This window comes from Acetobacter estunensis (assembly GCF_011516945.1).
Lineage (GTDB): Bacteria > Pseudomonadota > Alphaproteobacteria > Acetobacterales > Acetobacteraceae > Acetobacter > Acetobacter estunensis.
This window is the reverse complement of record NZ_WOTH01000003.1, coordinates 62718-87093: the sequence shown is the minus strand read 5'-3', so window position 1 is coordinate 87093 and position 24376 is coordinate 62718. Positions and strand designations below refer to the sequence as shown.

Annotated in this window: 27 protein-coding genes; 10 read left to right on the top strand and 17 right to left on the bottom strand. The window is 60.5% G+C overall.

From position 1 onward, the window contains the following. Positions 1-18 precede the first annotated feature (18 nt). The 6 genes from GOB87_RS02490 to GOB87_RS02465 are packed head-to-tail and all read right to left on the bottom strand — an operon-like array spanning position 19 to position 3398. Positions 19-1104, bottom strand: a complete 1086-nt coding sequence (locus GOB87_RS02490; protein ID WP_166312973.1) for an EscU/YscU/HrcU family type III secretion system export apparatus switch protein — start codon at positions 1102-1104, stop codon at positions 19-21. A 55-nt stretch (positions 1105-1159) separates the two neighbouring features. After that, a complete protein-coding gene (locus GOB87_RS02485; RefSeq protein ID WP_242006114.1) occupies positions 1160-1957 on the bottom strand; it encodes a flagellar biosynthetic protein FliR in 798 nt (265 codons plus the stop codon). Next, on the bottom strand, positions 1954-2226 hold the full coding sequence (locus tag GOB87_RS02480) for a flagellar biosynthetic protein FliQ (protein WP_166312972.1): 273 nt from the start codon (positions 2224-2226) through the stop codon (positions 1954-1956). The genes GOB87_RS02485 and GOB87_RS02480 overlap by 4 nt, the downstream gene beginning before the upstream one ends. A gap of 39 nt (positions 2227-2265) precedes the next feature. Continuing rightward, on the bottom strand, positions 2266-2583 hold the full coding sequence (locus GOB87_RS02475; RefSeq protein WP_166312971.1) for a flagellar hook-basal body complex protein FliE: 318 nt from the start codon (positions 2581-2583) through the stop codon (positions 2266-2268). After that, positions 2580-2987, bottom strand: a complete 408-nt coding sequence (gene flgC / locus GOB87_RS02470) for a flagellar basal body rod protein FlgC (RefSeq protein ID WP_166312970.1) — start codon at positions 2985-2987, stop codon at positions 2580-2582. The genes GOB87_RS02475 and flgC overlap by 4 nt, the downstream gene beginning before the upstream one ends. 15 nt (positions 2988-3002) lie before the next feature. Then, positions 3003-3398, bottom strand: a complete 396-nt coding sequence (locus GOB87_RS02465) for a flagellar basal body rod protein FlgB (RefSeq protein ID WP_166312969.1) — start codon at positions 3396-3398, stop codon at positions 3003-3005. A 211-nt stretch (positions 3399-3609) separates the two neighbouring features. On the opposite strand from GOB87_RS02465, the gene GOB87_RS02460 reads away from it, so the two are divergent. Together GOB87_RS02460 and fliP are read left to right on the top strand one after the other, a co-directional pair. Next, entirely contained in the window at positions 3610-3894 is a 285-nt protein-coding gene (locus GOB87_RS02460) for a hypothetical protein (protein WP_166312968.1), read from the top strand. Continuing rightward, positions 3891-4661 (top strand): flagellar type III secretion system pore protein FliP, encoded by a 771-nt coding sequence (gene fliP, locus GOB87_RS02455; RefSeq protein WP_166312967.1) that lies wholly within the window; start codon positions 3891-3893, stop codon positions 4659-4661. Before GOB87_RS02460 ends, fliP begins: the two co-directional genes overlap by 4 nt. Before the next feature lie 20 nt (positions 4662-4681). Here fliP and GOB87_RS02450 read toward each other — a convergent pair whose 3' ends face one another. Together GOB87_RS02450 and GOB87_RS02445 are read right to left on the bottom strand one after the other, a co-directional pair. Continuing rightward, positions 4682-6112 carry a gamma-glutamyltransferase gene (locus GOB87_RS02450; protein ID WP_166313046.1) on the bottom strand — a complete coding sequence of 477 codons (1431 nt, stop codon included), beginning with the start codon at positions 6110-6112 and terminating at the stop codon, positions 4682-4684. 246 nt (positions 6113-6358) lie between these two features. Continuing rightward, complete coding sequence (locus GOB87_RS02445; RefSeq protein WP_242006113.1) at positions 6359-6904, bottom strand: hypothetical protein; 546 nt, start codon at positions 6902-6904, stop codon at positions 6359-6361. A gap of 392 nt (positions 6905-7296) precedes the next feature. Here GOB87_RS02445 and ispH point away from each other — a divergent pair, with 392 nt between their 5' ends. The 3 genes from ispH to rnhA are packed head-to-tail and all read left to right on the top strand — an operon-like array spanning position 7297 to position 9764. Continuing rightward, a complete protein-coding gene (ispH, locus tag GOB87_RS02440) occupies positions 7297-8295 on the top strand; it encodes a 4-hydroxy-3-methylbut-2-enyl diphosphate reductase (protein WP_166312965.1) in 999 nt (332 codons plus the stop codon). Between the two features lie 13 nt (positions 8296-8308). Next, the gene (locus tag GOB87_RS02435; RefSeq protein WP_166312964.1) at positions 8309-9301 is read left to right on the top strand and encodes a homoserine kinase; all 993 of its coding nucleotides are present in this window, start codon (positions 8309-8311) and stop codon (positions 9299-9301) included. Beyond that, the gene (rnhA, locus tag GOB87_RS02430) at positions 9294-9764 is read left to right on the top strand and encodes a ribonuclease HI (protein WP_166312963.1); all 471 of its coding nucleotides are present in this window, start codon (positions 9294-9296) and stop codon (positions 9762-9764) included. The genes GOB87_RS02435 and rnhA overlap by 8 nt, the downstream gene beginning before the upstream one ends. 5 nt (positions 9765-9769) lie before the next feature. Here the strand turns inward: rnhA and GOB87_RS02425 are convergent, their stop codons facing one another. Next, positions 9770-10648, bottom strand: a complete 879-nt coding sequence (locus tag GOB87_RS02425; protein WP_166312962.1) for a hypothetical protein — start codon at positions 10646-10648, stop codon at positions 9770-9772. 245 nt (positions 10649-10893) lie between these two features. On the opposite strand from GOB87_RS02425, the gene clpB reads away from it, so the two are divergent. From clpB to GOB87_RS02410, 3 genes are all read left to right on the top strand, one after another. After that, positions 10894-13503: an ATP-dependent chaperone ClpB gene (gene clpB, locus GOB87_RS02420; protein ID WP_166312961.1), complete on the top strand. Its 2610-nt coding sequence runs from the start codon at positions 10894-10896 to the stop codon at positions 13501-13503. Between the two features lie 246 nt (positions 13504-13749). Beyond that, positions 13750-15012, top strand: a complete 1263-nt coding sequence (locus tag GOB87_RS02415; protein WP_166312960.1) for an NAD(P)-binding domain-containing protein — start codon at positions 13750-13752, stop codon at positions 15010-15012. Between the two features lie 30 nt (positions 15013-15042). Next, positions 15043-16365, top strand: coding sequence for an ATP-grasp domain-containing protein (locus GOB87_RS02410; protein WP_166312959.1), 1323 nt, complete (start codon positions 15043-15045; stop codon positions 16363-16365). Between the two features lie 21 nt (positions 16366-16386). On the opposite strand, the gene GOB87_RS02405 is transcribed toward GOB87_RS02410, so the two are convergent. Continuing rightward, entirely contained in the window at positions 16387-17433 is a 1047-nt protein-coding gene (locus GOB87_RS02405; RefSeq protein WP_166312958.1) for an aromatic ring-hydroxylating oxygenase subunit alpha, read from the bottom strand. A 199-nt stretch (positions 17434-17632) separates the two neighbouring features. Here GOB87_RS02405 and GOB87_RS02400 point away from each other — a divergent pair, with 199 nt between their 5' ends. Then, a complete protein-coding gene (locus GOB87_RS02400; protein ID WP_166312957.1) occupies positions 17633-17800 on the top strand; it encodes a DUF1328 domain-containing protein in 168 nt (55 codons plus the stop codon). Here the strand turns inward: GOB87_RS02400 and GOB87_RS02395 are convergent. From GOB87_RS02395 to GOB87_RS02365, 7 genes are all read right to left on the bottom strand, one after another. After that, positions 17769-18311 carry a disulfide bond formation protein B gene (locus GOB87_RS02395; protein ID WP_166312956.1) on the bottom strand — a complete coding sequence of 181 codons (543 nt, stop codon included), beginning with the start codon at positions 18309-18311 and terminating at the stop codon, positions 17769-17771. The genes GOB87_RS02400 and GOB87_RS02395 overlap by 32 nt on opposite strands. A 31-nt stretch (positions 18312-18342) precedes the next feature. Next, complete coding sequence (locus tag GOB87_RS02390) at positions 18343-19704, bottom strand: alpha,alpha-trehalose-phosphate synthase (UDP-forming) (protein ID WP_166312955.1); 1362 nt, start codon at positions 19702-19704, stop codon at positions 18343-18345. Between the two features lie 2 nt (positions 19705-19706). Next, a complete protein-coding gene (otsB, locus tag GOB87_RS02385) occupies positions 19707-20438 on the bottom strand; it encodes a trehalose-phosphatase (RefSeq protein ID WP_242006121.1) in 732 nt (243 codons plus the stop codon). 283 nt (positions 20439-20721) lie between these two features. After that, the gene (locus tag GOB87_RS02380; protein ID WP_166312953.1) at positions 20722-21297 is read right to left on the bottom strand and encodes a DUF2155 domain-containing protein; all 576 of its coding nucleotides are present in this window, start codon (positions 21295-21297) and stop codon (positions 20722-20724) included. A 14-nt stretch (positions 21298-21311) separates the two neighbouring features. After that, a complete protein-coding gene (locus GOB87_RS02375) occupies positions 21312-21527 on the bottom strand; it encodes a hypothetical protein (protein WP_166312952.1) in 216 nt (71 codons plus the stop codon). Then, positions 21527-22099: an outer membrane lipid asymmetry maintenance protein MlaD gene (mlaD, locus tag GOB87_RS02370; RefSeq protein WP_166312951.1), complete on the bottom strand. Its 573-nt coding sequence runs from the start codon at positions 22097-22099 to the stop codon at positions 21527-21529. The genes GOB87_RS02375 and mlaD overlap by 1 nt, the downstream gene beginning before the upstream one ends. 98 nt (positions 22100-22197) lie before the next feature. Further along, the gene (locus tag GOB87_RS02365) at positions 22198-22566 is read right to left on the bottom strand and encodes an NADH-ubiquinone oxidoreductase subunit NDUFA12 family protein (protein ID WP_166312950.1); all 369 of its coding nucleotides are present in this window, start codon (positions 22564-22566) and stop codon (positions 22198-22200) included. Between the two features lie 185 nt (positions 22567-22751). Between GOB87_RS02365 and GOB87_RS02360 the strand changes: the two genes are divergently transcribed. Continuing rightward, entirely contained in the window at positions 22752-24350 is a 1599-nt protein-coding gene (locus tag GOB87_RS02360) for a TSCPD domain-containing protein (protein WP_166312949.1), read from the top strand. Positions 24351-24376 lie beyond the last annotated feature (26 nt).

Sequence of the window (24376 nt, the reverse complement as noted above, 5' to 3'; positions counted from 1 at the left end):
CGGCAAGGCGGGCGGACCTTACATGACAGGTGGGCTCCCGCCCCCGGCCGGTTTTTTAAGGCGCCATACATAGGCGATGACGGCGGCCACGGCCTGGAAATAATCATACGGAATTTCGGTGTCTTCGGGCAGTTGGTAGAGCGAACGGGCCAGCGGTGGGTTCGAGACAATCGGCACCTTTTCCTCCCACGCAAACTCCCTGATGCGCGCGGCCAGTTCATCCGCACCTTTCGCCACGATACGCGGCGCACCCGCTGAGCCGGGTTCGTAGGCCAGAGCCACGGCGTAATGGGTCGGGTTGGTCACCACCACCGTCGCGGAACGGACGGCCTCGCGCACGCGCTTGCGTGTCCGCTGCATGCGCATCTGCTTAAGTTTGGCGCGTATATGCGGATCGCCCTCGCTCTCCTTCATTTCCTCCTTGATGTCATGGCGGCTCATTTTGAGATCCTGAAGCCGCTTGTACCGCGTCCAGGCTTCATCGAGGACCACGATAATGACCTGCACGATCAGCACCGCGCCGAGCGTGCGCACCACCAGAGCCGAGAGTTCACGGGCCAGACGCTCAGGCGACCATCCCATGGCTCCGGGTGCGAGAGCCAGCGTATCGCGCACGATTCCGTAGAGAATGGCGGAAAAGATGATGATCTTGGCAATGGATTTCGCGGCCTCCACGAGATTCGTGACGCCGAATATCTTCTTGAGTCCCTTCAATGGATTGAGACGACCGATATCGGGAACCAACGCTTCCATGCGCACCAGAAAGCCCGATTGAAGCAGCGCGGTCGCCACACCACCGGCGGCCGTCGCGGCGACAACAGGGAAGGCCAGCACCACGAGAAGATGAAGGCAGTGCGTAAGAACATGCCCGACCGTAGGCGGATCGAGACGTACTTCGCCCGCATTGTCGAGCAGGGCGCTCATTTCATGAATGAACTCACGCACACCCGCCGGCATCGCCATGGTCAGAACGAGAGTGGCCAGTCCAAGCCCAGAGAAAAGATGCAACTCCCGTGACTGCGCAATATTTCCCTGTTCCCGGGCGCGTTCCAGCCGCCGCCCAGTCGGGGCTTCCGTCGTATCGCCAGTATCGGAATCAGCCACGGATGATCATCCAGCCCAGCTTCACCCGATGCAGAGTTGGGAAAACGCTCGGCATTTAGCCTCCTCCACCCGGCAATCCTTGCAGAGCTGCGTCCACCCCATTGCTCCAGGTTCCCAGCATGGTGCCAAGCAAAAGCGCGAAAAGCAGAATGCCTCCCAGAATCTGAGCCGGCATGGCGAGCATGTACACCTGCAAGCCGGGCGTAAAACGGCTCAGCAAACCGAGCATGATCGGCCAGATGGTGCCGATCAGCACGAATGGCATCGCAAGCTGGAACGCCAGAAGAAACATGCCCCCCGTTGCCTGCGTCACACTGTGGGCCACATCTCCCATCAATGGAAAATGCCCCGGAGGGAACACGTCGTAGCTTCCCACCAGCGCATGCAAAGGCAACACATAAAGATCCGCCGCGAACACCGTGACCGTCATCAGAAGTTCGGCCACATGACTCAGCGGCGTACTCTGCGCCCCCAGTTCCGGATCCGGCTGGAGGACATTTGAAAGGCCTATGAAAGTTGAAATGATCTGGGCTGCCACGGGAAACGACTGCAACATCAACTGCGCAAGCCAGCCAATCAATCCTCCACAGATAACTTCCGAGGCGATGAACACGATAAGACGCGCCGGATTGAGCACATCGTCCGACGATGCTCCTTCAAACCGCGGCAACAACAAAGGGAAAAGCAGAAAACTCACGCCAATGGCAAACGCCGCCCGCACACGTGTCGGCGCCGACTGCGAATTCAGCCCCGGCATGGTGATCACCAGCGCCGCAACCCGGCACAAAATGACCATGAACACCACCATCCATGTGGGAAGATGCGCAATCAGAGTGGCGGTTTCAGCGTTCAAGATGCCCCGGCCACAATGACCTGATCAAAAATGTAGCGTGTGTAGGCCAGAAGAGTCGAATACATGAACGAGCCGCCGAACAGGAGAGCGGCCATGGACGCTAGAAATTTCGGCAGAAACGCCAAAGTGGATTCGTTAATCTGCGTCACGGCTTGCAGGATCGAGACCAGAAGGCCAGCCCCCATGGCTGCAATCAGACTGGGCGCACCAACCTTTACAGCCACGAAAAGCGTTTCGCGCAGAATGTGCGCCACATCAATTGAATTCATAAAAATACCTTTTCCTGTAATGCAGGAAGAAAAAACTCCTCAGATCGTCATACGCATGATGTCCTGATAAGACTGAATGACACGGTCGCGCACAGTGGATGCCGTCTGCATGACGATCTGAGCCTGCGAGACCGACGTAACGATGTCCGTCAGATTGCCCTGTCCATGCAGACCGGTTGCGGCCTTTGCTTCCGCCTGTTCGCCCGTATTGACGACGCCATCAATGGCACTTTGCAGAGCATCCCCAAAACCAGTCGCTTCCGTGCTCCCGGATACGGAAGCATCGGCTCCGGAGGTGGAGAGGGCCGACTGGGTCCGCGAATAGGCTGCGGCCGCTTTCGAAGAAGAAATCATCATTTCAGGAGATCAATCGTCCGGGTAATCATGGAACGGGTTGTCTGGAACGTGTTGAGGTTGGCCTCATAGGAACGCTGTGCCTCATGGGAATCCACAACCTCCACCATCGTGTTCACGTTCGGGGTTTTTACATAGCCGCGCTTGTCCGCCGCCGGGTTTGCCGGATCGTAGCGCTGTTCGAAATCCGACATATCCTTGCCGACTTTCTTCACACGCACTTTGGAAACACCCGTTTCGTGGTCGATGACATTCTCGAACGTGATGGTCTTGCGGCGATAGGGATCGGCACCGGGTGTCGAGCCCGTCGTGTCCTGATTGGCCAGATTTTCCGCAACAACACGCAGCCGATCGGATTGCGCCTGCATGCCCGCTGCGGAAACGGACAAGGTTGAGTTGATATCCATCCTGATGTCCTGACGTTATTTCCCGAGCACGTTGTTCAACATGGTGCGGTAGGTGGAATAGACACTCGTTGCCAGACGCTGCTGATCGCTGGTCTCGGCCACCAGTTGCATCTGCGTCTCCAGCGAAACGCCATTGCCATCCGGGGAACGCTCACCATCCGAACTCTCGGTGCGGGCACGACGTTTTGCCGCCATGGGGATATGACGCGAAGACGTTGTGGTCAGTCCGACATCGAACTCCGCCAGCGCGCTTTCAAAAGGTGTCATATCGGAAGCCACATAATCCGGCGTATCCGCATTGGCGATGTTGGACGCCAGTGTCTGCTCGCGCTGCTCCAGCCACTGCATTCGCCGCTGCGACAACCCGAAGATATCGACGCCGCCCGTAGCGGGACGTGAGGGATCCATCATGTCTCAGTCCTGAACCATCCAACGGCACCGACGACAATGCCGATGCGCTCCCGCAGAAATGAACGCGCAAAGACTGCGATATGGTTAAGGCAACCGCCGAAACAGCACATTCGTTTACGGCGAGGTCGAAAAGACATCTCATAAAGACGTTGTTTACTTTTCCGCCGCAAATGTGAGGCCGTCCGCAACGCATCATGGAATGCGCCCGCTTATGGCTTCCCACGACATCCTGTCCGCCGCCCTCGCCCTCATCGCCGTCCTCGCGATGATCCTGCTCAGCCGCTACGGATGGCAGGTGGCGGCTCGACTGGGCATCGGCACGCCGCGCCGTCGCAAGGGCGCACTCGGTCTGGAAGAGACACTGACCCTCGATTCGCGCCGTCGGCTTTCTCTGGTGTCCTGTGAAGGACGACGCCTTCTCCTGCTGACGGGCGGTGCTTCAGATGTCGTGGTGGGGTGGTTGCCTGAACAGACACACCCGGGAGACGCGCCATGAAGCGCCTTTCCTCTGCGCGTCGTCTGATTCTGGCAACAACCGGCTCAGCACTTCTGCTTGCCGCTCTGTTCTTTCCTTTTGCGGCTCATGCGCAGTCGCTCAGCGTCGATCTTGGGCAGAACGGCGGACCGGGCACGACCAGCCGCCTGATCCAGCTTTCCGCGCTCATTACAGTTCTTTCTCTGGCGCCCAGCCTGCTGGTGATGGTCACGGCCTTCACGCGAATCATCATCGTGCTCTCGCTGCTGCGCAGCGCCATCGGCGCACAGGGCACGCCACCGAACACCGTGCTGATCGGTCTGGCGCTGTTCCTGACGCTCTTTGTCATGCAGCCCACATTCGAACAGTCATGGCGGGCAGGAATCCAGCCGCTGATGGAGGGACATGTCAGCGAAATGGACGGCTTGCGCGCAGCCGCCGAACCCTTTCATCACTTCATGCTCGCCAATGCTCGGCCTGCCGATCTCGCGACCTTCACGCATCTGGCCAACGTGCCGCCCCCTGCCAATGCCGCCGACACACCGTGGCGCGTCCTGATGCCCGCCTTCATGATCGGGGAACTGCGCCGCGGATTCGAGATGGGCTTCCTGCTCTATCTGCCCTTTCTCGTGATCGACATTGTCGTATCCACCGTGCTCATGAGTCTGGGCATGATGATGCTGCCGCCAACCACCATCTCGTTGCCGTTCAAGCTGATCTTTTTCGTGATGATCGACGGCTGGCAGTTAATGGCCGGCAGTCTTGTCCGCAGCTTTGGCGGAGGATGAACCTCCGCCTCCACGCAGGTTCAATCCTGTGTCGCGCCTGTGCCATACCCCGAGCCGCGCGGATCGACCCAACTCTGGCAACGTCGTCCATCACCGGGCAGGCCGCCACGACAGGCGATTACGTTAGCCCGCCCCATGGACGTGGTCGCCTTGATCTGTCCATGCAAACCATTCGCCAACGCGGCGGCGGCGGCATCTGCCGCATCGGCCTGACCGGACGCCGTGGCCGTAGCAAGAAAACGACCATCCTCATGCGCGATAGCCGCCGACAGTATTGGACGTGGACGATGCAGGGCCGATGCCCCCAGCACGATCCCTGTGGAACCGGCCACCCGTCCCGTCCCGAACAGATTGTCCATGCTGATGGCGCACGCGACTGCGCCTCCTTTCCGGTCCGCCACGGCAAAGGAAGTGGAGGCCGGAAGATCGGGCAGGCTGCCGCCACCCGTTGGAATATGCCCGGACTGAAGCAGGCTCTGCGCCCGGGCCGTCAACGTACCCACGGACGCCTTGGCCTCGCTGGCACGCCAGCCCGCAACAGCCTGACGCCCGAGATCGGAAGACGAACGCCCATTCATGAGCGCTTTCCATGCCACCGCCATACCGTAACCCCCATCGGCGGGAGGCGGCACGAAGGAAACCTGCATCTCCCCGACAGTGACGGTCAGCGGTGTGGCCACCACAGGCACAGATGTCCGCATTCCAGCCATGGTCAAGCCCGCTCCCGTCGTCGCGTTGGCGGAAATCACAACCTGCGCGAGAGAGCCTGTGTAGAGGTCACCCGGCCCGGCCGAACGAATACGTTCCAGCGTCCCCGCCAGATAGCGCTGGAGCAGCATGTCTCCCGCTTTCATGACCGTGCCGTTGGGTCGCGCGAAAATCTTTCGCGCCCCTTCATCTGCCAGCAGAGGCGACTGCACGACATCCAGATCGGCGGCAAGCTGGCTGCCCACTTCGATTCCGTTGCGGGCCAACTGGATGGCTGGACGTGTCAGTTCCGCGAAATCGACACTGCCATGACTGAGCTGCATCAGGAACAGGCCACGGGCCAGCATGGGAACAGAGGCGGGACGGTCGGCATGGGCCGTAGTGCCCTGCACCCGGTCCGCCGGAGCATCGCCTGTGGGCAGGAACAGGAAGGCCTTGCCGCCGTCACGGTCGCCCGGACGCCATGCCACACATGCGCCACCGGCCCCCAGCGACGCACGCGAAGGAAGAGTCACGGAGAGCGCAAGCCCAAGAGCGGTGGCGGCATCGGCCGCATTACCGCCGCGCTGAAGCACCGTCATGGCGGCAAGCGCCGCCTGAGGCTCGTCCGCCACCACGTTGCCGACATAGCCCGAAATCATTTTCGAGCCGCTGCCGAACAGCGACAGGACGGGTTTTTCATCGCCCTTGTTGCCGTCATCGGTGCCGAATATCCATGAGCAACCGGAGACCATGCCGGTCATGGCCAGCAGAACGCCTGCCCGTCGCAAAACGCCGCCACGGCGCAAGACAGACCGCTCCCGCGCCGACACGCGCGCAGCAGGACGAGAACTCACGGAACGCTCACGCACGCGACAGACACTCCCTACGATTCACTCGCCAGCCCGCAGGCAGATTCCAACCGATCTGGCTGCTTGCCGGGAAACAGATGACTACCCCGTTAGCTTTCTTCCGTCGACGCGGCAACGCACGCATCGGGGGAACCCGGATCATTGGGCGTCGAAGGACGCAAGGATGCCGTGCTCACGGTTATAGGCCAACTGGGTATGGCTGAGCTGGAAGCCGACCTCGAAATGATAATCGCTGGCATCGGTCGTGGGGCGGATCGGCAAATCCACCGTCACGAGACGGGTGTCCACCGCCATGGCATCCTGTCCGCTGGGGAACGTGACCGTCTGGCTGAACACATGCTTGCCCACGATCTTGTCGTTGTGGACGACGGCCAGGAACCACGGAAACACGAACTCGTCGCTGGTAGCGCCCGGTCCACGACGCACAAGCATGCGGATAGCGACGCGGGTGCGCAGCGTCTTCTTGCCGGCCGCCAGACAGTCCCCGGAAAGCTTCGTGATGCTGGCATGTGTGACAAGATGATTAAAGCTCGGCCCCTTGGCGGAGTAATTGTAATAATCGCCCACTTCCGCCGGGATGTGCATGGCCGGACAGCTTGGCGCGAAAGTCGTTTCATCCTCACCGCTGCATCCCACAAGCCACAGAGGCAGGGAGAGCGCCATGGCCACACCGGCAAACCGCATCAGGGGCAACCTGCGATTCGGAGAAGACCGGTGCGCCGACGGTCGGGAAAAGCGCGAACACAGGGACGAGAACCGAATCATGCGGCAATCCAGACTTGCATGACACGCCTCTCCTCCATCAACCGAGGCGAAACGTGTCATCGAACGAGACAGGGGGTGGAGTATCGGACAGAAATGCGTTTGCGCAAACCGGCAGCCGGAGAATTCCTCTCCGCGCCACATTTTCAACCGCTTTCTCCGACCACTTCCGCCATAAGTGACCCATGACGCAGGTCATGATACGGCTTGCACGAACGACGTGTCTTGCGTAGGGCGAGACGAATCCAATGTACGACCTTGGTCGGAGCGGCGCGTGCTTCGGCCCTTCGCCGCCAGAAAGTCTGGGGAACAGCATGCCCGATCAGTCCACTCTCACCTCTCCTTCCGAAACCTCCGACAACTCGACCCGTGCGCTCCGCGTCGTGCTTGCCGGTCCGCGCGGTTTCTGCGCCGGAGTGGATCGCGCCATCCGCGTGGTGGAAGAAGCCATCCGGGCCTACGGCGCCCCCGTCTATGTCCGCCACGAAATCGTGCACAACCGCACCGTGGTCGAGGAACTGGAAGCCAAGGGCGCAATCTTCGTCGAGGAACTCGACGAGGTGCCCGCAGACGGCCATGTCGTCTTTTCCGCTCACGGCGTGCCCAAGACCGTCCCCGCCGAGGCCGAACGCCGTAACCTGCTCTATCTCGATGCGACCTGCCCACTCGTCTCCAAGGTTCACCGTGAGGCCGAACGGCATTACGCCAATGGCGGTCCCGAGAGCCGCCATATCCTGATGATCGGCCACGCCGGCCACCCGGAAGTCATCGGCACGATGGGACAGCTTCCCGCAGGAGCGGTGACGCTCATCAACGATGCCGAGGAAGCCCGTACGGTCCAGCCGGAAGACCCCACGCGCCTCGCTTTCATCACGCAGACAACCCTGTCGGTGGACGACACCGCCGAGATCGTGGAAATTCTGCGTGAGCGCTTTCCCCTGATCGAAGGACCGAAGCGCGAGGACATCTGCTACGCCACCACGAACCGCCAGGAAGCCGTCAAGGAAATCGCGCCCGAATGCGATCTGGTGATCGTGATCGGTTCGCCCAACTCCTCCAATTCGCAGCGCCTGCGCGAAGTGGCCGAGCGGTCCGGCACGAAGCGGGCGCTCCTTGTACCCAAGCTGGCCGCCCTCGACTGGTCGGTGCTCGACGGCGTGCAGACGCTGGGCATCACAGCCGGCGCTTCGGCACCGGAAGCACTGGTGCAGGAAATGGTGGAAGAACTGGCCCGCCGATACACACTGAAGATCGAAGAGCGCACGGTGAAGGAAGAGAATGTGACCTTCCGCCTCCCCGCTCCTCTCGGCTGAACACAGGGTAGCAATGGCCGTCTATACCGAGGTCGGGGACGAGGAACTCTCCTCGTTCCTGACCGACTACGACATCGGGCATCTCGTGGCCTTTCGCGGCATCGCGGAGGGCGTCGAGAACAGTAACTTCCTCCTCCGCACCGAAAAAGACGGCGTCGCCCGGGATTTTATCCTCACGCTTTACGAACGGCGGGTGAACCCGGCGGAACTGCCATGGTTCCTCGGACTGATGGAGCATCTCGCCACGCACGGCGTGTCCTGCCCTCTGCCTGTAGCGGGACGTGACGGCAATGCCCTGCGTGAACTGGCGGGGCGTCCCGCCGCCATCACTACCTTTCTTCCCGGCGTCTGGCCCCGGCATGTGCAGGTGGAGCATTGCGGCCCACTGGGTGAGGCGCTTGCCCGATTGCATGAGGCCGGCACGACCTATGCGCCAACCCGCGCCAACGGCCTCGGTCCTACCGCATGGCAGCCTTTACTGGACAAAGCCGCCGCTTCGCAGGGAACGGAAGAGACGTTTCCAGGCCTGACCGCCGAGCTTCGCCTCGCTCTGAAGCGCATTCTGTCCGCATGGCCCCCATCTTCCGATCCGGCAGTACTGCCACGTGGGCAGATCCATGCCGACCTCTTCCCAGACAACGCTTTCTTCCTCGATGGCCGCGTATCGGGAATCATCGACTTCTATTTCGCCTGCACCGATCTGCTGGCTTATGACGTTGCTATCTGCCTCAATGCTTGGTGTTTCGATGAGACTGGGCATTTCGACACGGCTCGTCGCGACGCGCTGCTGGCAGGATATGAGAGCGTGCGTCCCCTCACCTCAGCCGAACACGATGCCCTTCCTGCCTTGTGTGCGGGTGGCGCTCTCCGTTTCGCCCTGACACGTCTGTATGACTGGGTGAACACGCCTGCTGGAGCGTTGGTCACCCGCAAGGACCCCATGGATTACGTCAAAAAGCTCCGCGTTTTTCTGTCCGACATGTCTGTGAACCCCGTTCATGTCTGACATCGAGAAAGGTTCCGACGAATCTCCTCTCGTCGAAATATGGACCGATGGCGGCTGTCGGCCCAATCCCGGCCCCGGCGGCTGGGGCGTGCTCCTGCGCTGCAAGGGACGCGAACGCGAGCTTTCCGGCGGTGAGACGGAAACCACCAACAACCGCATGGAACTGACAGCCGCCGCAGAAGCGTTCGAAGCGCTCACTCGTCCCTGCATCGTGGCCATCCACACCGACAGCGAATACGTCAAGAACGGCATCACGCGCTGGCACACGGGCTGGGTGCGTCGCAACTGGCGCAATGCCTCGGGCGATCCGGTGAAAAACATGGATTTGTGGCGCAGGCTGCTGGACGCCGTAAAACCGCATGACGTCTCGTGGCATTGGGTGCGGGGACATTCCGGTGTGCCTGAGAACGAGCGCGTGGATCAACTTGCGACGGAAGCCCGTATTCGCATCGAACAGGGCTGAACGGGTCAGACTGGCCGTAAAGGCCGGCTCTCAGCGCGCCCATAACGCAGATAATGCCCCACCCCGTCCATGGAGGCAGCCCGCACATCGGGATTGGCCAGCAGATACGCCTCAGAGTCGAAGTTCCGCACCAGCGCTTCAATCGGGGACGGATGGCGCGTGGTCAGTTCAGCAAACTCGGACAGGAAAACGCCCCTCTCCTGTTCCGTGTGCCATGCCGGACACCAGACAGGTGTTTCGTACTCTACGGGAAGAGGCGTCGTTTCGCTGAACTCCGGCACCCGAGCAATGCCGCCCGAGATCGCCAGAAACCACGCCTCGCGCGCCAGCATCACACCGCCATAACCCGCCCTGACCTGCCGAATCATGTAATCTTCATGCATGCTGACCGCCGAAGTCATTCGCGTATCCATGAAGCCCACCGCACCGAATGCCTCCCGGCTGACGGCGAAACACGCGCCATGCACGCTACGGAGCAGGCCGGGTTCTTCTGCCGTGCAGGCTCCACCTGTTTCCCAGACGGGGACATCAGGCGGAACCAACCCGATGACGCCGTAACGCAACGCCCCCTCCAGCCATTCCAGTTCCCATCCCTGAATGGCCGGCACGACTCCCTCTTCCATCAGCAGAACAGCATCGACGTCGGTAAAGGTGAAAAGCCCATAAAGCCCGCGATTCCGGTTCCATGCCGCCTCACGGGCCGCTCCGCCCACCCAACGCACCCTTTCATCATCCAGCATGCTCAGAGCTTCCGGGGGAAGACCGTCATCGCAGACCAGAAGATGAGGGTCTGTTGCGCACATCCCTCCAATGCGTCCGATCTGCTGATGCAGAGCATCACCACCCTGCCGCGCCGTAATGGCAATCCCTAACTTCCTGCGCATTCCGTCCGCCGAAAAAGATGAACGACGTTCTGTGACACAGAGAAATGCAGGAAAAGTTAAGGATTCGACCGCGCCACGCGGCACTCTCCTGCATGGCAGGGCTGCCGACATACCAGACAGGGTCTTGTTCTTTTGCTTTCCGTTCCCATATCGTTTTCATGATCAAGACCAAAGCCACGTTGCCTCCGGGAGGGACGTTGGACGAGGCCTGACCGTCGCCTGAAACATTAGGGACACACAGGAATATGGACATACAGAAATTTACCGAACGGTCGCGCGGCTTTCTTCAGGCTGCCCAGACCATCGCGCTTCGCGAATACAATCAGCAACTGACGCCCGAGCATCTGCTCAAGGCGCTGCTGGATGACAATGAAGGGGCAGCCTCTTCTCTGATCAAGGCCGCCGGCGGTAACCCTCTCGGTGCCCTCGCCGCTGTGGAGCAGGCTCTTGCCAAGCTGCCGAAAGTGCAGGGCGGTGGCGCTGGACAGCCGCAGGCCACGCCGGATCTCGTGCGCCTGCTCGACAACGCCGAACAGGCCGCCCAGAAGGCCGGCGATTCCTTCGTCGCTCAGGACCGTCTACTTGTGGCTATCGCCGCATCGGACACGGATGCCGGACGTGCGTTGAAAGATAACGGTGCGTCCGCCGAGGCTCTTGAAAAGGCCGTCACCGCTGTCCGCAAAGGCCGCACCGTGACCAGCGAGAACGCTGAGGCCGGATTCGACGCGCTCAAGAAATACGCCCGCGACGTGACCGCCGTGGCGCAGGCGGGCAAACTCGATCCCGTGATTGGCCGTGACGAGGAAATCCGTCGCGCCATTCAGGTTCTCGCACGTCGCAGCAAGAACAATCCCGTGCTGATCGGTGAGCCGGGTGTGGGTAAGACCGCTATCGTAGAAGGGCTGGCCCAGCGTATCGTCAATGGCGATGTGCCCGAAGCCCTGCGCAACAAGAAGCTGCTCTCGCTCGACATGGGCGCGCTGATTGCCGGCGCGAAATATCGCGGTGAATTCGAGGAACGCCTGAAAGCCGTCCTCAAGGAGATCGAAGCCGCCGAGGGGCAGATCATCCTGTTCATCGACGAGATGCACACGCTGGTCGGTGCAGGCCGGTCCGATGGTGCGATGGATGCGTCCAATCTCATCAAGCCGGAACTGGCACGCGGCACGCTGCATTGCATCGGTGCGACCACGCTGGATGAGTATCGCAAATACATCGAGAAGGACGCGGCCCTTGCCCGCCGGTTCCAGCCGGTCTTCGTGGGTGAGCCTTCGGTGGCAGACACGATCTCGATCCTGCGCGGCATCAAGGAAAAGTACGAACTTCACCACGGGGTACGTATCGCGGACGGCGCACTGGTGGCTGCCGCCACGCTGTCGAACCGCTACATCACGGATCGCTTCCTTCCCGACAAAGCGATCGATCTGATCGACGAGGCTTCAAGCCGCTTGCGGATGCAGATCGACAGCAAGCCGGAAGAACTGGACGAACTGGATCGCCGCGTCATTCAGCTCAAGATCGAGCGTGAAGCACTCCGCAAGGAAGACGACTCCGCGTCGCGCGAGCGACTTGAAAAGGTCGATGCCGAACTGGCCGACCTTGAAGAGAAGTCGGACGCTCTGAACGCCGCGTGGCACGCCGAAAAAGATCGTGTGAACGCTGTTCAGAAGCTGAAAGAACAGTTGGACGAAGCGCGTTCGAATGTCGAAGTCGCGCAGCGTCAGGGTAATCTCGGTCGTGCGTCCGAGTTGATGTATGGCGTGATCCCGGATCTGGAAGCCAAGATCGCCAAGGCTCAGGAAGAAGAAGACCAGAGCGGTCCCTCGGGCGATCTCGTTTCGCAGGCCGTGACCGAACAGAGCATTGCCTCCGTCGTCTCTCGCTGGACCGGCGTGCCTGTAGATCGCATGGTGGAAGGCGAGCGTGCCAAGCTGCTGCGGATGGAAGATGAACTCCGCAAACGTGTGGTCGGGCAGGAGCCCGCGCTCAAAGCCGTGGCCAACGCGGTGCGTCGTGCTCGTGCCGGACTTCAGGATCCGAACCGTCCGATCGGCTCGTTCCTGTTCCTCGGCCCGACCGGCGTGGGCAAGACCGAACTGACGAAGGCTCTGGCCGAGTTCCTGTTCGATGACGAGAAGGCGCTTCTTCGTATCGACATGAGCGAGTTCATGGAGAAGCACTCCGTCGCCCGCCTGATCGGCGCCCCTCCGGGCTATGTCGGTTATGAGGAAGGCGGCGTGCTGACCGAGGCTGTGCGGCGCAGACCCTACCAGGTCATTCTGTTCGATGAGATCGAGAAGGCCCATCCCGATGTCTTCAACATCCTTCTTCAGGTGCTCGACGATGGCCGTCTGACCGATGGTCAGGGACGCACGGTGGACTTCCGCAACACGCTGATCGTCCTGACCAGCAACCTCGGCTCCGATGTGCTGGCCCACCAGCCGGAAGGCGAGAGCACCGACATGGTGCGCGCGCAGGTGATGGAAGCGGTACGGGCGCATTTCCGTCCCGAGTTCCTCAACCGGCTGGATGAGATCGTCCTGTTCTCGCGTCTGCAGAAGAAGGACATGACTCACATCGTGGATATCCAGATCGCGCGTCTGCAAAGCCTGCTCACAGACCGCAGCATTACGCTCAAGCTGGACGATCTGGCGCATCAGTGGCTGGCCAACGAGGGCTACGATCCGGTCTATGGCGCGCGTCCGCTCAAACGTGTCGTGCAGCGCAGCTTGCAAAACCCGCTGGCTGAACTTCTGCTGGAAGGCAGCATTCATGACGGCGAAGAGGTCAATATCTCCGCCAACGGCGATGGGCTGACGATCAACGGACGAGAGGCGGCAACGGTTCTCGCCTGATCCTTCCACCATCGGCTCACAAGAAAGGGATCGCGGAAACGCGGTCCCTTTTTTTATCCAACGCATACTGCCAATTCAAAATTATGAGTACTTATATATTTTTTAATTCCTTTCTCAATCATGACACCATAGCGTTATATTAAGAATGCCGCGTCCTCCCTTTGGGCTTTTAAGCAACGTGATTGTCCCTTCTTCCTCAATCATGAACCGGAAGAAGGGACGGCATTACCTTAAGGGGATGTCATGATGATTACGGATACCGTCATTATAGGCGCTGGTCCCTACGGACTTTCACTCGCCGCTCACTTGCATAAAAAAGGCGCTGATTTTCGTATATTCGGCCGCCCGATGGCGTTCTGGCGCGATCATGTGCCTTGTGAATTACCACTCAAGGCCGAAGGCTTCGCTCTCGACCTCTTCGATCCCGCCAGAACCAGCACATTGAACCGGTTCTGCGCAGAACATGGCTATTCTTACGCGCCTATCGGCGTCCCTATTAAGGCGAAGGTATTTGCGGATTACGGAGAATACTTCCAACGCCAACATGTGCCCGAACTTGAATTGATGCAGGTGACGCACCTCGTTCGGACACGCACAGGCTTTAATGTCGCACTCGAAAACGGCGACACCGTCCGTACAACCAACGTCGTCATAGCTGTTGGGATCGGTCCTTTTGCACAACGCCCCCAACCTCTTCAGGCTCTGCCTTCCGAAAGAGTCCATCACACATTCGATCTTCTCTCATACGAACACTTCTCTGGGAAAAAAGTCGCTGTCATCGGAGGAGGCTCCTCCGCTGTCGATGCAGCTTACTTCCTGCATAAAGCGGGAGCCAAGGCTGCCCTATTTACCCGACAGCCCAAAATCTGGATCAATAATCCACCCCGCTCCCTGAGTGGTCTTCAGCGTGTAATCACACGCATCAAAAAACCCCGCTCAGGACTGGGAACAGGCTGGCGCTCGCGGCTGGCATGCGACTTTCCTGACGTCTTCCATCTTCTGCCTTCCCATCTTCGGCTGCGCATCACACATGGACATCTCGGACCTGCCGCCGGCTGGGTTACGGGAGCGACCGTGCGCGAGCATGTACCCATACATCTTAACCTGATGCTGAAGGATGCCACCCTCGATAACGGGAAAATTCGTCTCCAGTTCGAGAACTCCACGACAGAAGAAAGACAGTTAATAGAAGTCGATCACGTAATAGCTGGAACCGGTGCACGGATCGACCTTTCGCGTCTCCCGTTCCTAGATCACGACCTACTCCCGGACATCGAAACGGAAGACGGCATGCCGGTTCTTTCCAGATATTTCGAAAGCACTGTGCCGGGACTTCATTTTATTGGGCCTACCGCCGCTGCAAGCTTTGGACCATTGCTCCGTTTTGCATGGGGAGCGCGATTCACGGCCCGTAGACTGACAGCCCGCTCAAGTCCGCTCTTACCGTTGTCCTCAACAACACACTCTCCTCGCCCATTTTCAAAGAGGTATCCCCTCACCGCATCCTGACACACAAAATCTGAATGGAAGGCTCCTGTCATGACAACAGACTTCTCTGTCCTGCTGATCTCATCGGTAAGATGGTCTTCCGTCACACGCCTTGCCCTGACCTTCCTTGAAGAAGAGGTAAAAGTGCATGCCGTGTGTCCTCCGGGACATTCCCTGCACTGTCTGAAAAAGATTGCGACATTCCGCACCTATCCTGTTTTTCAGGCCGTGCCTGTTCTGGCCAATATCATTTCTGAACTAAAACCAGATCTGGTCATTCCGGCAGATGATCGAAGCGTTCTGGATTTGCACCAAGTCCATCAGCTTGCCGATATAAAAACAGAAAAAGGGAAGACATGCCGAGAGATTTTGGAAACTTCTCTTGGAAACTCTTCAGCCTTCTCTTTGATAAAGACCCGCCTGAGACTGATCGAAGTCTTGCGGGCAGAAGGCATTTCCACCCCGAAGGCTGCGAATATGAAGAGTCTGGACGATGTGAAAACATGGTGCGCCCATACCTCAGGCCCATGGGTGCTGAAACGGGATCGCAGTTGGGGTGGTTCAGGCGTAGCGATTGCTGACACCTACGCCGAGATGGAAAACGCCTTCACCCGTCTTTCCAGTCCTATTCGATCAAAAAGCGCTCTGCGTCTCTTGCTGGCAGATCGAGACGCCCATTCTTTCCTTGACGCCACTCTACTCCGTCAGCCTTTCCCCGTTATGGCGCAGGCTCATGTTGAAGGCAGTCCCGCGAATATCATGGTGGCCTGTTGGCAAGGAAAGGTGCTCGATACGCGGGCGGTAAATGTCCTAGCCCATCAAGGACGCACGGGTGCCGCCACCATCGTGGAGATAACGCAATCCGATGAAATGGAACATGCCGCCCGCATTACTTGCCAAAAACTCGGACTGTCGGGATTTTTCGGCCTTGATTTCATGCGATGCGCACGCACGGGCACGTATCATTTCATCGAACTGAATCCGCGTCTCACACAGATTGGCCATCTTTCTCACAAAGGCAGCACCCTTGCCCACAGCCTGCTGCACCACATAAGGAAAAATACTCGCCCCGCCTTTTCTGGCACACCGGACCCAACCGTCATCGCCCTATTTCCCCAGATCCTTCGCGCCGGAATGCAAAGCCACTCCACCATTCCGGCCTTCATTGATATACCTTGGAAATATCCAGAACTGGTCGAAGAACTTCTGCAACGCCCATGGTCCAGACGTGGCTATATCGCACGCCTGGAAGAACGGTTCCGTCGCAATATCCCTTACGGCAAGAGTTTGGGAAAACATGAGGCCATGGCCTGTCTTTCCACACTGGCCCGCTATGGCATGACCAATTTCTCACCTATTGCCACGCTCGCCTGAACACTGCGAACAAAGCACGTCTTACGCCGTGAAGAACCGGCTCAATCCCATGCTCCGAAGCGCACGGCGGTAAGCGATTGAACTGCGGTCTGCCATTACATGCGCTTCCAGCGTCGGATCGAGTGGCAGATTTTCCGGTTTCTGTGCCTCGACCAAAGCCCGATCTTCTTCAAAGACGCGACGATTAAATTCGTACACATCCTCGACCGGCACATCCTGTCCAAAGTTGCGGCAGATGGGCGCGAACATCCGCGTCTTACGGGCCGAGACAGGTGATGCAGCATTCATGATGACCAGCCGCCCATTCTCGGGAAAATGGATTTCCAGCGTGGCGACAAACGGCACATGCACCCGAAAATGCCGCAACCACACAAACCCCGGAGGCGTGGGTTTCTCATGACCGATGGGATAATTGGCGACGCTACTGCGATACTCCGCCTCAAACCCGTCCGACGTCATTTTCGGCACATAAGCAGGCACGACCGCATTGCTCGGATCGGCAAAAGTGGTGGTGTGCACGAAAGCGAAATGCGCAACGTCGATAAAGCCTTCCACCTGCCGTCCGGCAAATCCTGCGATATCGATCCAAGGGCAGTTGATCTGCTGAAATCCGCTCTCATCCCAATGCGGCATGGGCGGAATGACCGCCTCTCCCTCCGGTGCGAGACAGGTCCAGATCAGACCATAGCGTTCCACAGCAGGATAAGTGCGCAGATTGAGCTTGGATGGAATGGCATTATCGGGGTGGGCCGGGACATGCACGCAACGCCCTCCCACCCCGAAACGAAAACCATGATAGGCGCAGGCGATGCTGTGTCCATTGCCCGTGCCCATGCTCAAAGGCACACCGCGATGGAGGCACAAATCGTCCGCCACCACGATTCCTCCTTCCGCGCGATACAACACGAGTGGTGCATCCAGAAGCGTGACGCCCAGTGGTTGCTCATCCAGTTCCCGACTCAGAGCGACAGGATACCAGCAACGCGCAAGAATCTGCCAGTCAGCCACATCGAACGTGCAGTCACGTGGCAATCGTGAAGTGGTGGCAAGCTGGCCAGCGGTGGACATGATGGATCTCCCTCATGATCTTCCGCTTTCATTCTGTTCCATCTTCGACACGATAGACCATCCCCCGGATCGCTTTTTTCCGGGGGAACACTCATTCACTGAGAAAGAATGTGTCTTTCATTGCACCGAGTGTGACAACGCGGCGCAACCGGGAAGCCTCTCAGGACGTTGATCTTTCAACATCATCGGAGTGATCTCAATGGACCTGATACGCTGGACTCTTATCTTCCTGATCTTTGCCCTGATTGCCGCCGTTTTCGGCTTTACGGGCATCGCCGCCAACTTTGCCTATATCGGCAAAATCCTGTTCTTCATCTTTATCGTGCTGTTCGTCGTCAGCCTGCTGTTCGGCCGCCGTCAGCCCTAAGGAGAAGCCCAAGCAATAGCGTCAGCACAACAAAGGCAGCCAGCCCCTCCATCACCGTGAGGGATACTGGCAGCCAGTCGAACAGGTAAGTCGGCGTATCGCACGGCTTACCGGGCCGCAGCGGCATGGACGCCAGGCGCTCCGCCATGGTCTGTCCCTGCAAATGCGGCCCCATACATTCCGGCAGCGGACTGGGCCAGAACTTCCATTCCACCCCTGCGTGGATCACACACAGAACCAGATCGGCAACCAGCGTAGGGACACCCATCCACGCCACCAAACGTGCCCAGCGGCGCGGAACCAGCAGCGACAGCACGCCCAGTCCGAGCACGACCCGCCATGGCCAGCGCTCCCACAGGCACAAAGCGCACGGCATGATGCCGAGACCGTCCTGCACCCACCAGACCATTCCCAGCGCTGCCACACCAGCCAGCACGAGAAGAAGGCCCGGCAGGCGCACAGGCCCCCGTTCCACTCGAGTGAAGATACGACGACGCGGTGCGAGACTCATCCACGCCCCTTCGCCTGTCCTGCCACAACGGTCAAGCCGTCGCTTCCCGTCGCGAGGAATGAAGCGCGTGTAGGAAGTCCCGCGACCATGTCTCGGCCGTGGTGCTGCACACTTCGGTGTTGAGTCCCGTCCAGCGCTGCTGGCGCTCTTCCCGTGTCATGGTCAACGCCCGATGCAGGGCTTCGGCGATGTCATCCGCATCGTGCGGATTGACCAGCAACGCCTGACTCAATTCCGGCGCCGCACCCGCCAGACGGGACAACACCAGAACACCCGGATCCTGCGGATCCTGTGCCGCGACATATTCCTTCGCGACCAGATTCATCCCGTCACGCAGGGGCGTGACCAGCCCCACATCGGCCAGACGATAGAACCCCGCCAGAACCTCCCGTGGCACAGGACGCGTGAGATAACGGATGGGGGTCCAGTCGGACGCCGCAAAGGCTCCGTTGATGCGCCCCACCGTCTCATCGAGTTGGCGACGCAACTGCCGGTATTCCTCCACTTCCCCGCGCGAAACCGGCGTCACCTGAAGATAGGTCACATGCCGATGGTGTTCGGGATAACGGGTGAGCAACCGCTCATACCCAAGGAAACGCTCCTCCAGCCCTTTGGAATAGTCCAGTCGGTCCACGCCGATGATGAGCGGTTCATCGTGCAGGCTGCCCCGCAGGCGCTTTATCGGCTCTCCCTCATAGGCCTTGGCCGCCGTCTCCCCGAACTTTATGGGGTCGATGCCGATCGGACAGGCGACGACGCGGGCGGGATGATTGTAACCCGCCGCCTTCAGGTTCTCGCGCAGATTGCCCGCATCCTCATCCGTCTGCACACCAATGAGATCATAGGCCTGCATGTCATGGAGGAGGGCTGTCGCCGGCGGAAGCGCGCGGAACAGGCTCCATGGTGGAAAGGGAATGTGCAGGAAAAAGCCGATGGGCACATTCACGCCCAGATTGCGCAATTCCTGCCCCAGCGGAAAGAGATGATAATCCTGCACCCAGATGACATCGCCCGGCTTGAGCAGCGGCTTGAGCTGCCGGGCGAACATCCGGTTGACCTCCAGATATTCCTGCCAGTCCTTGCGGGAATAGTTCATCAGACCGAGACGGTAATGGCACAGCGGCCAGAGGATGGCGTTGGAGAACCGCTGATAATAGCCGTAATGCTGCGCGGGCGTGAGCGGCACGGTGGCGTAGGTCACCTTGCCATATGTCTCAAGCTGGGGTTGCGTATCTCCCTCTCCAGCCTCGCTCTTGTGTCCCGACCAGCCGAACCACAGCGTGCTGGGCTCATCGCGCAGCGCATCCGCCAGACCGACGGCCAGACCGCCTGCCGGTTGATTGCGCTCGCGCGGATCGGGCACGCGATTCGATACTATGACCAGTCGTCCCATGTTCACTCCTTGCCGGTGCTGGCCGGAGCCGGCACGAGGGATGCAATCCACGCGCGAAACGCAGCGGGTGTGGGGAAATCGGTGCCGATGCGATATCCCGCACCACCAAGCCGGACCGCCTCGCGGATGCCGTCTTCATCGGTCACATCGTCCCCGACGAAGACCGGCCTGCGACCTGCGAACGGAGCGTCCTCCATGAGAACCTCCACGGCATATCCCTTGTCCACGCCCGCAGGTCGGATTTCCCAGGCCATCTTGGCGGCCTGCACATGGAACTGCCCGCCGGTCGGCTCCACCCACGCGTCAGCAGCCTTTTTGAGCTGCCCCTGCGCCTCGGGCGCGGCACGATAATGTAAAACGAAGCCGCCGACTTTTCGTTCCAGACGTGTTCCGGGAAAAGACGCCACGAGGTCCTGCGCCTGCCGGATCCACTCGCTTGGCACAGCCGGAAGTGCCGCGCGCTCGATCGGTCCGTCCGGGCGATGCCGGATGGCGATGCCATGCTCCCCGGCCACGGCAAACGGAATGTTCGGCAGGAAATGATCGACCTGATCGATCGGCCGTCCGCTGATGACGGCCAGCGCCCCCCCACAGGCATCCCGCAGACGCACAAGGGCTTCCTTAAGGCCGGGAGGCACCACGACGGACTCCGGCGTGGGAGCGATATCCACCAGCGTACCGTCAAAATCAAAAAGAAACGCCACCCGGTCGAGTGGCAGATGTTCCCGCGACAGAGGTGGCTGTGGGGGGGGAGGCGTATCTTGCGTCGAAACGACCACGGATCGAGTGCTCCTCTGCGTGCCAGTCATGCCACCACGGCGAAACCGTTCGCGCCTTCGCGCTTCACGGGTCCCGGAACGAGCCGGGGATTCGTCGCAGCAGGAGAGCGGCCAGCATGCCGGACACCCCCGATGGCAGCAAGGGCGTTACCGCAACCCCGCCCCGCCTTCACCAGAACGAGAGATCATCACATCTTCACTGTCATTACGTAAACAGGCCGCATTTCCATATCCCGCATCACGGCGGCGCGTCGCCACCCGTATCGTTTTCATTGAGTTCATTGGCAGAAGAACCACTCTGTGGTGAAGGAGCGGGCGCGACCGATGTGTTGTCCTCTGAACCCGCCTCCTTACCCGGCAGAGAGGGAACCTTGGGCTGCTCCAGCGGCGGAAGCGGAGGGGGCGCCTCATTACCCTGACAGCTCACAATCCGGACATCGTAGATCGGACTTTCGAGAACCCCCACCGACGGTTCTCCGGCCAGCATCCACCCATGAAAGACCGCGCCCTGCGGTCGTGTGTCCTGAATATCCAGCCACGCCGCAGCATCGGGCCGTAACGTGGGCGCCTGCTGAAGACAGCGCGCAACACCGATCTCCAGTGTTTCATAGTGCGTCGTGCTCCCCGCCTGAACAGTGAGGGTCTGCACATGGGAATCCAGCCGGTTGAGCACCCGCAGCACAGCCGTGTCCCGTCCCTGCCACGTATCCGCAGGATACATCGCCGGAGGTGCCAGCGGTGCGGCCGCCAAAGCCGGTCCCATGTTTCCAGCCAGCGTCAATGCCGCCAGAGCCGCCCGTCGTAGTGCGCGCATCGTGTTCCGTTTCCTTACTGCGATCCGGCACGGGGGCTGGCCAACCCGGCCACCATGTCCCCGAGCAGACGCCGCATCGCCGCCTCATCGACACCCATAAGCACCGCGTCCTCAAAAGCGTCGCGCATCACGTCACGCAACTCTTCCCAGTTTTCCCGCAGGACCAGCAGTTTTTCCGTGCAGGAAACGGGCGTACCATCGGACTGGGGCCAGATTGTGGGTGTGTCCATCAGGGCAGGTCTTCCCCATCCCCCGCGGGAGCAGCACCTGCCGCCGCGCCCTTCGCCTTGTTGGCCTGCGTGAGCGTGTCGGTCACGGAGAAGATGAACTTGCTCAGAAGCTGCTCAAGACTGATCGAGCCTTGGGTCTCGGAAAGACTGCCGCCATCTTTCAACAGCCGCGTGTCTCCTCCGGGAGAAAGCGCGATATACTTACCGCCCAGCAGGCTGTCGCTCGTGATGATCGCCGCCGTATCGACCGGAAGCTGCACATCGGGCCGCACGGTAAAACTCACGCGCGCCTGAAAGGTCTTCGGGTCCACGGTCTGCGCCATGACATGACCCACCGTGATGCCAGCCAGCCGCACGTCGGAACCGACATCCAGCCCGTCCACATGGGAGAATCCGGCCGTAAGCCGATAACCCGCGTCACTCTTGCGGCCAGTTCCCAGCACCGCGAACGCCAGCATGATGACAAGAACGGCCATCGTGGCAAAACCTGCCAGCAACTCCAGCGTCGAACGCGAAGAGCGCAACGGCGCCGCTGCGACGGCGGAACTGGAAGTGGTTGAAACGGACATCATCACGCTTTCTACAGTACCCGATGGGCCGCATCATCCACGGAGGCGGCCCAAAGAGCAACGCAGAAGCCCGACCTTTCAGCCGCAAGCCGGAAAGCGGCTCAGTCTTCGGGAGTCCACGCTTCGTAATCGCCGGTCGCGGCGGGGCGCTGGGCCTGCGCATACAGACTGCCAGGCGGACGATAGGCCGCAGCGGTGCCTGTCAGATTGGGCTGCGCGGGCAACTGCCACGGCTTACGCGCCTCCATCGGGATTGGCTTGTCCTCGACGTGATGTATCCAGTTCCACCACTCCGGCGGAACAGCGGAGCCATCCTCACCTTTGTTGTAGATCACCCAGCGCTCGTAGCGCTCCTCGCCACCACCCTTGCGGGTCGGGCGGCGCGACTCATAATAGGCGCGTCCGTCGTTATCCTTGCCCACAAGGCGTCCATGCAGGCGCGTATGAAGAAGAGTGCCGAGCGTCGTCATATCTCAACCATACGACCGCAGGGCAAAGACGTCCATCTCCCGGCCTTCTGGGCACGTTCACGTTCTGCCGAGCGGGGACGACGAAAGTTATCCCCCATATCCCCGCTTTGCGGAGCATCCTCTCCCCGCAATCCTCCACTCCTCCTCCTTCCGGGAGGCCGGAGGGGAGCGATAAGCTCTCTCTCATGAACGCTCGACGCTACTGGGATGGTGTGCCCCTGCGCACCGTCATGGCCACCCCCGATCCCGATGCCCCCGCACGCGAGGTCACGCTGCCCGAGGACTGGGAGGATGAAGCCGCATCGGCCTTGGCCGGGATGATTCCCGGGACCGGAGCCATACGGCTGCCGGACGAATCCGCCCGCTGGATCGAGCGCTTTGCCGCCGATATCGCGAGCGAAAACGGTGGGACCGCTGGAAGCAACGCGATCAGCGGCCGCTCGCTCGCATGGCTGCTCATGCTGCGGCAGGCATCGCCCACACTTGCAGTGTGGCACGGAGCGCTCGACCGCCGACCGGGCTTCGTCATCAACCTTGCCGCCTTTGTCCTGCCGGATCAGGGTTTTGCGGGGGACGCTTTTGTCGCGGCACTGCGCCTGCTCTGTCTCGCACTACGCACGGACTCGAAAGCTCGGGCCGACCGCCGCAATGGCGAACTGCCGCTCGATCTGTTCACAGCGGCGGAACAGCGGACACAGCCCGACGACGCGCTCGGCCTCCCGTTGGGTGAGCCTCAGCCGGTCGCGGGCGAGTTGCTGCTGACCAATCTCGACGCCTGTCTCGCGGCCCTCGGCTTCGACTACGACAGCGATCAGGGGCGAGACGCCGCCTGCTCCCTGACGGCGCTCACCACGCTGGTGGCGCGCGAAGGCACGGGTGGCGACAATCTGCCGCTGACACCTCATCGTCAGGTCATTCCCGGCCTCGCCGCCGTGATGCGCGATGCGTGGTCGCGCGCCGCCGTGGAAACCGACACGCCGGAAGCCCGTGTCGAGACCGGGTTTTCCTCACCCGGTCCAATCGACGCCCTCCTCGGCTGCGAGGCCTGTGGAATCGCCCCCGTCTTCTCGCTGCTGCGATCAGACGGACAACTGGCCGTCAGCACGCTGGCCCGCCTCGCCGCGCGCGGCCTGACGGTCGAAGCCGCCCTCGCCTCCGCTCTGGCAGGGGACATGCCGCTGCCATTGCCCGGCCCGGACGCACATATGCGGATGTATCGTGCCCTCGCCGGTTTCGTGGATCGTGTGCCCGCCCGACCCGATCCGGTCAGCAGCCCCATGCCGCGCGTTCTGCCCCGTGGTGTCATTCGCCCTCTCCCCGAGCGCCACACCGGCATTGCCCAGAAAACCTCCGTGGGAGGGCATCGCCTGTTCCTGCGCACGGCGGAATATGAAGACGGTACGGTGGGTGAAATCGCGCTCACGCCCGCACGCGAAAGCGCCATGGTGCGTGGCCTGATGGAAAGCTTCAGCGAAGCGGTCAGCGTGGGCCTGCAATATGGCGCGCCGTTGGAAGAATATGTCGAACGCTTCGCTTATTCCTGCTTCGGACCCGCCGGCACCGTGGAAGGCGACCCGGTCGCGGCCTATGCCACATCCATTCTGGATTATGCGTTTCGTGCGCTGTCCAACATCTACCTGCACCGCCGGATGCCGGATGCGCCGCACGAGGACGCCGAACACGCCGCCTCTCCTTTCCTGCCCTTCGACGAACCGCCTCCCGACGGTCCGGGCGGTCCGCGTTCACCGGGAGATCGACGGCGCGGCCTGCGTCTGGTGAGCTGACTTTTCGGCTGGAACGGCAGAGGCCT